This is a genomic window from Intestinirhabdus alba (genome assembly GCF_009711095.1).
GTDB lineage: Bacteria > Pseudomonadota > Gammaproteobacteria > Enterobacterales > Enterobacteriaceae > Intestinirhabdus > Intestinirhabdus alba.
Genome location: NZ_WMJZ01000029.1, coordinates 46,073 through 52,894, shown reverse-complemented (window position 1 = coordinate 52,894; position 6,822 = coordinate 46,073). Strand labels below are relative to the sequence as shown.

At 51.1% G+C, this 6,822-nt stretch carries 6 protein-coding genes and 2 pseudogenes; 2 read left to right on the top strand and 6 right to left on the bottom strand.

Translation table 11 applies throughout. The features are described 5' to 3' along the window. On the top strand, nucleotides 1-537 hold a 537-nt coding region (locus tag GJV78_RS18020; protein WP_155109619.1), incomplete at its 5' end, for an IS3 family transposase. Between the two features lie 16 nt (nucleotides 538-553). After that, nucleotides 554-730 (top strand): annotated as a pseudogene (locus GJV78_RS18015) (IS3 family transposase); the annotation flags it as partial. A 373-nt stretch (nucleotides 731-1,103) separates the two neighbouring features. Here GJV78_RS18015 and GJV78_RS18010 read toward each other — a convergent pair. The 6 genes and pseudogenes from GJV78_RS18010 to GJV78_RS23710 form a co-directional block, all read right to left on the bottom strand. Beyond that, the gene (locus GJV78_RS18010) at nucleotides 1,104-1,733 is read right to left on the bottom strand and encodes a glycoside hydrolase family 19 protein (protein WP_155109618.1); all 630 of its coding nucleotides are present in this window, start codon (nucleotides 1,731-1,733) and stop codon (nucleotides 1,104-1,106) included. Continuing rightward, on the bottom strand, nucleotides 1,693-1,959 hold the full coding sequence (lysC, locus tag GJV78_RS24295) for an Rz1-like lysis system protein LysC (RefSeq protein ID WP_456237494.1): 267 nt from the start codon (nucleotides 1,957-1,959) through the stop codon (nucleotides 1,693-1,695). Before lysC ends, GJV78_RS18010 begins: the two co-directional genes overlap by 41 nt. Next, nucleotides 1,907-2,272: a DUF2570 family protein gene (locus GJV78_RS18005; protein ID WP_155109617.1), complete on the bottom strand. Its 366-nt coding sequence runs from the start codon at nucleotides 2,270-2,272 to the stop codon at nucleotides 1,907-1,909. The genes lysC and GJV78_RS18005 overlap by 53 nt, the downstream gene beginning before the upstream one ends. Continuing rightward, entirely contained in the window at nucleotides 2,269-2,601 is a 333-nt protein-coding gene (locus GJV78_RS18000) for a phage holin family protein (protein ID WP_155109616.1), read from the bottom strand. The genes GJV78_RS18005 and GJV78_RS18000 overlap by 4 nt, the downstream gene beginning before the upstream one ends. Before the next feature lie 1,744 nt (nucleotides 2,602-4,345). Then, nucleotides 4,346-6,404 (bottom strand): annotated as a pseudogene (locus tag GJV78_RS17995) (RHS repeat-associated core domain-containing protein); the annotation flags it as partial. Between the two features lie 136 nt (nucleotides 6,405-6,540). Continuing rightward, entirely contained in the window at nucleotides 6,541-6,735 is a 195-nt protein-coding gene (locus GJV78_RS23710) for a glycoside hydrolase family protein (protein WP_230979181.1), read from the bottom strand. Nucleotides 6,736-6,822 lie beyond the last annotated feature (87 nt).

The following is a 6,822-nucleotide window of genomic DNA, read 5'->3' as shown; positions in this document are numbered from 1 at the left end:
CTGGATTCGGGACCAGACGGTACTCAGACGACGCTTACAAACCAGGTGTGGTGCGGGGATATCAGTTTTATCCGCGTATCCGGCGGCTGGTGTTATCTGGCGCTGGCTATTGATTTGTATTCGCGCCGTATTGTGGGTCATGTGATGTCTTCATCACTGGATGCGGAGTTGGTCTGCCGGGCTTTGCGTAATGCGCTGGAAATACGGAAAAGAAGTGGACGTCTGCTGTTTCATTCGGATCAGGGCGGGCAGTACAGGAGTAAGAAATACAGGCGGTTACTGTGGAAGCATGGCGTTATGCAGAGTATGAGTCGTCGGGGAAACTGCCTTGATAACTCGCCGATGGAAAGGGTGTTCCGCAGTCTGAAGAGTGAGTGGATGCCGAAAGGTGGCTATGTGGATCTTCGCCAGGCAACAGGGGATATCGGGATGTGGATATCCAGGTGGTATAACACGCAACGCCCGCATGGTCATAATGGAGGGTTATCGCCAAGTGAATATGAAAACCCGTTGAAAGAGGCTACGCAGGTGTCCTGATTTTGTGATCCACTACATGCGGGCAAAAGCCTCACGCCGGTTCAGTCCGGTCAGCTATCGCGAACACGGCCTGCCGGCGTCAGAGAACCTGCTGAAGCAGGACTTCGGCACCAGCGGCCCGAACCGTAAGTGGGCCGGTGACATCACTTATCTTCGCACCGGTGAGAGCTGGCTGCACCTGGCGGTGGTCATAGTTTGAAAACCAGAACCTCGCTTAGGGCTGTGTCCACATTACGTGGGTAAGATCATTTAACGAATAGTCGGATCACGTTCACATCTTGCTTATTTGCCCGCCGTACGTGGCAATCAGCAAGCTGGTTAACAGCCCGAAGGTGTTATTAGTCAAAAAATGAAATTGCATTGCTTAAACTCGCCGGGAAGTCAATTACGGCTTTTCCTCACTTCGAAAAGAATACTTTGCCCCGGGCTTTAGTCACTAAGCGCCTTATAGCCTGCATATCGGCGGCACATTCCGCCGTAATTAGCACTATTCATGCCGTTATCTCAGGGATTACAATATAAAAAAATCCCCTATTGAACTGCCAGAACAACACTGCGGAAATATATCAAGGATCCAGAATTGCCACAGCGTTGCTGTAGCGTAACTGCCGATCCTTCAGGCCATGAATACCGCCGTTGATAAGTCTGGAGATAGTTAGGATATCTCCGGTATGCCTGAGACAACCTTGTGAAGAAAAAAACCAGGCAGCAGAACGGGCCGCAAACTCATCTCGTTCCAGCAAATCAGGGCTATGGAGTAAATCCATACCCAGAGCTTCACCACAGACCTTATAATTGTCGCGACCGGTAATCTGGATAAGCCCACGCCCTCTGTAAAGCCAACCATCATCCCGCTTAAAGTTACCAAGTCTATTGCCATAAACGATATTTGCGATGGCCTTCTGCCGGGCAAGCAAAAGGATCTTTTCTCCAGGCTGCCGCCCCAGTTGTATAGCTTCTTCTTTTGTCATTCGCCCGGATTTGATAAAAATAGTCAGCCCTTCGGGGCTGTAATTAAAGTTCTCTTTCAGACGCTTAAATCCATTACTCTCATGACCGGTCTGGGCAATAAACATCGCCTGGTCTCGTGGGTGAATAATACTAAAATCCTGCATAGCCTGGTTGATATATACATGCCAGCGACAAGCCAGAGCGTCATTCAGTCCCGTCGCGTTTTTGAATGTAGTCAGTTCCATCACCTTTTTTCTCCTTAACGTGCAATGTCAGAATATCTGATACAGCCTGTTTATCGGCATTACATTGTTCCAGCGCAAGATGCAGGCGAGTCACATACTCTGGATATTGTCCCCATGTTCGAACCATAAAAGGCGGAGCCGGTACGGCGGAAAGCAAATGCGCAGGAACTGGATTAACGGGCACCGATATCAGTACTGAGGGCGTCTCGCTGCAGCCGAATAACATCGTCAGGAACAGGCTGGCCGGCACAGGGAGCCTGCTCCACGGCTTGACCGAGTTGCTGTCGGTATTGCTCATAAGTTTTCTCCAGTCGATACTGTTTTTGTTGTCGGGCGATGAGCGCAGCTTCCAGATTCGCTTTGCGCGCCATTAAATCGTTAAGATGAGCCTGTTGTATCTCCAGTTTTTGCCCCAGACGTATGTTAGCTTCCTGCAGAGCAGAAAGACGTTCCTGTTGGAGTTTGTTCCATTGCCATCCGGCAGCGATTACCACCAGGAGACTCAGCACACCAGCCAGCTTAAATACTTTTAGGATCATAATTTATTTTCCGCATCCGGTAACATCCGTCGCCATATCCAGTGCAAAAGCGTGCTACCCAGGGTGCTACAGATCCCTGCCAGGATAAGAGCCATCAACGGACTGTTACCATATTCAAAGCTGTACAACCCTCCTAGAAATCCCGTGAAGCCGGATATGATGATTTGAGAGATGGCCTCCATCCATTGATGTTTTTTCTTACGCCCCTTACTATCCATCAGATAGCGAACCAGCCCCCCCCAGACGGAAAAAACACCAACCATAATCCAGGAGACAGTCTCTGGAGACGTTCTTATCATTTCCGTTAGCGAATCAGGATCAATTGTCATTTTTGCCTCCCACCCCAAAAGGGGCTTCTGTGATGACTCTGTAATTCATTTGCGGCAATGTATTTATCCTCCGTGGTAGCCCCTTGAGCGAGAAGAGTATTAGTGACAGCAAATTCTCTAATCACGCCTGTGCTGGACAAGAAATGCCATATCAGGTAACGGTTCAGACGAGTCTACAATCGTGATGTAAGTTCAGTTATTCATTTAATATTCCTAAATAGCGGCCTGATGAACCATCTTATTACTTCCCGTTAAACTCCGATTCGCGATCATATATCTCTATGACCGGGTTAAGCTGCCGACTCAGTAACATGTTTTGAACGCTTAGATTATAATGCATATAAAAATAAAGATAATTGAAATAAATTCTCCATAATTTGATAAAATTGCATTTTATACATTGTTATATAGAGTGGATTATAAAAAATATCAGTTTTTTGTGACAAAAATCATATTTAAAAATAAAATTCCGGCTGCCGTTCAATTCTGATGCATTAAGCGAGTGTAAATAAAAATGATTTTGGCCACAACGCTTGCAAAGATATATTTTGATACCTTCTGTGATCTTGCTGAAGATAGCCATCTTTGAATTATATAATGATGATTCCCTGCCGCGCTTACTGCAATCTATATGAACAAGTGTACCTGTTTATATATACCCGTCATACTTCAAGCTGCATGTTCGTTGGCTTTATTCGGCCCAGGGGCCTCACCCTGAAGGGCCGCCGCCAGCGGCGTTCAAATCGGCTAAGCCGATTTGTCCTTGTTTACCCCGGTCACTTACTCCAGTAAGCTCCCGGGGATGATTGAGAGACTTCCCTGTCTCTCACCAGAGGCAGCCTGCGGCTGTTCAAATTCGTTCCTGACGAATTTGTCTCTGCGTTGCCGCGTGATTCGGCCTGAGGGCCTCACCCCTAAAGACAATAATTTCCCAGATGAGACAGAAAAACTGTCTCACCGGATTGACTGTTTTGGGTCTACTCAAATAGCACAATCAACACGACAAAGTTTTTCACTTTACGTGATTGCAACACAACTGTTTACTGCTTCGTCCACATCTTGTATTTATGAGATTCCGAGTTAATAACTTTTATATTCCTAAGTAAATCACCGCCCATAATGATTTCTCTACCTCCATCTTCGTCATGAGGAGAGTTGAATGCAATTCCAATTCTGGTAAGCGTTGGGATTAAAGGTTTGTCTTGATTAATCTCCATGGTGTTTTCATCACCCAGAACTTCGGTTTCATTAAGCAAAAAATGTTTGATCGCAGCAGCTTTTTCCTTGCCTGATAAATTATCGTTTCCGTGTGCTTTGGCCATATTATTAAGAATCGGGATTTCTTTCGTTACCTCAAACGTATGCAACCAAGCAATACCATTGCCGGTATCTGCATCCAGATAATCCATTTCATACCCTTCAGATATTTCTTTATCCAACGCAAAATATTGGCCTTCCCATTCCTCTTTATTTTCCTGACCAGATATGGCCAGATTTACATCAAAACTTTCGTACCTCATAGACTTATAGAGTATTGTACCAACCGGTAATGCCTCTAACGTCAATTCACCCGAGGTTATTTTAAGTTCATCGGGAAAATCGTTTTCTTTTTTTTGCGTTGAACCTATATCATTCTCGACATCTGATGATTCAATTATTTGGTGTTCCATCGTTAAATTTTTAAATTCTGCAATATCTTTTTCCTCGTCATCTTTCGTGGGTGCAAGTCCGTTATCATCCCTCAACGTCCCTGGATTATTCCGCACCATCCTGTACAAATTCAGTCCGTCCACTGTCCCCGCCGGGTCCGCGCTCAGCCACCGGCCCGCCCACGGCTGATAGTACCGGTAACCGTAGTAATACAGCCCCGTCGCATCTCGCTCTTTACCGGAGTAGCGAACGGTTTTGTAATCCGCCTCCACCGCGCTGCGGGCGGTCCACACTGCCGTCCCGCCGTACGGATAGTACTCCTCCATGCTGATGACGTTCCCGTCACCGTCCAGTTCCAGTCCGCTGCTGTCGGTGAGGTTATCGTAACTGTAACGTAACTGGTCATTGTCGATACCGTCCGGCCTGCCGCCCTCCCAGTGCAGCACCCGCACCTGCGCCCGACCCGCCTCGCCCACGGTTATCACCTGCAGGCTTTCCGTTTCTGTTGCACCTGCTTTTGTGGTCCGCAGCTCCAGACCCGGCAGGTACAACGCCCGTTGCGTCTGCGTGCTGTTGCCCGTTTTCTGCACATTGACCTTCAGTATGCGCTGACTATCCGCATCATAGCGGTAGTTTTCCCTGTCATCCGTATCTCCGTCACGCACCACCGGCGTCACCTTTATCAGCTCGTTTCGCGGCGTCCAGATGAGACTCTGCCCCGGCTGCAGCTGACTCTGCTGTCCGCCCGCGGTGAACAATGCGTCCACGTCGGAGGGATTTTCCGTCAGCGTGCTCAGCACGCCCCGGTTGCTGCGATTGCTGATGGTGATATTTGTGCTGTAACTGTTGTTTGTCGCCGGGGCGCTGTGGCGGATTTGCGTCAGGTTGCCGGCTTCGTCATAAGTGTAAGTGCGGGTATAGTTTGTATACGCAGAGCTGTCGGTGGGGAGGGGAGCGGCGATGGCGGGGAGATTGCTGCCCTGCTGGCCGGTATTTGCCATCTCACGCCCGGTGGCGCTCACCAGCTGGTACAGGCTGTCGTAGACGTACGTGTTTTCCGGCACCACTTTCTGGTTGCGCCAGAAGCGGGTCTCTTGCGCATCGTTACGGACGCTGAGCACGTTACCTACCGGGTCGTACCCGTAACGCAGGTCCTGCAGCACTTTCGCGCCTGATGCATGCCCGGCAGGCCGCTCCGTTTTAATCCCGGTCAGGCGCTGCGTTTCCGGCTCGTACGTGTACGTGGTTACCACGCCGTTACCGTGCTCCTCGCGCAGCTTCTGTCCGGCGGCGGAGTACGTCAGGGACTTCACGACGGCCTGCTCCGTGCCGCCCGTCAGGGTCAGCCAGCTGCCCGACAGCTGCCCGGCAACGTCGTACATCATCCGCTGCTGATTCCCTTTTGCATCAGTGGTGGTCAGCACCGTTCCGGTGGCATCGGTGGTGGTCAGGGTTCTGTGCCGCTCACCCTCGCCGGCAAGCAGGTCATTCCAGGCGGAAGCATCCTCTCCCCGCCAGTCGGCCACCACATCCGGGTTATCCGCATCCTTCAGCAGACGGCGGCTGACGGAGAGCGGGACGCCGGTCAGCGCCACGCTCTCCGTCTGCACCAGGCCGGCTGTATCGTAATGACTGACGCACTGGCCTGCTATATTTATAGCCTTTTCTGCGTCACCGTTGCCGGCATACACAAAACGCTCCGTGATGCGGGCGGCTTCACCGGTAACCTGTTCGGTCACACTTACCGGACGTCCCGGCAGTCCGGCGTCCTCATACTGCCAGGTGCGGATCACCGCCTGGTTTCGCTCCTCCGTGCCGTCACTGGCAGTAATGATATTGCTGACTGAGATGGACGGTCGGCCGGCGGCGTCATTCAGGCTGACGGTAGTACCGTTATCCGCCCCCTGCGTGCGCAGCACACTGCCGGTCAGGTCCGTGAGGTAGCTGAAGTTTGCCAGCCCGGCATCGTGCAGGCGCGGATCGGCGCTGCGCGCCAGAAAGCCGCGGGCATTGTAGTGATGGCGGGTGATACGCTCGTCAGGTGTCTTCGACGAATCATCCGGATGACGGTGGTAAGCAATAGCGCGGACGGTCAGGCCACGATTGTCGAGAACCGTGACTGACGGCGTGTTTCGAAATAGTGCTGTATTCATAAATGTATCCTGCGAAAAATGTTATTGAGATGATGCGGGCCACAGGGCCGCCCTGCATTTTCATGACAAAAACAGGCCCGTTCACGCTGCCCGCGCGGTAAAAGGATGTCCGGCTCCCGGCCGGCTATACGCCATTTCAGAAACTCATCGGCAGCCGCGGCGAAAAGCCCCGGTTAAGCAGCTTCAGCGGGGTTGAATAGTAAAATGCCGTCGCGCCTGTATTGAAAATGAGACGGCATAACGCATCGTACTGATTCTGGTTGATCCCGGTTGTCACAGCCGAAGCCAGAGTACTTTCTGCCCGGGCAAGGTCTTCCTTCAGCAGAGCCACTGACCGCTCCGGCGTCATGGTCATACCGACCGGGACCGGAAGCCGTGTGGCTCCCCAATGGTGGGGACCACACGCGGCTCCCTGTAG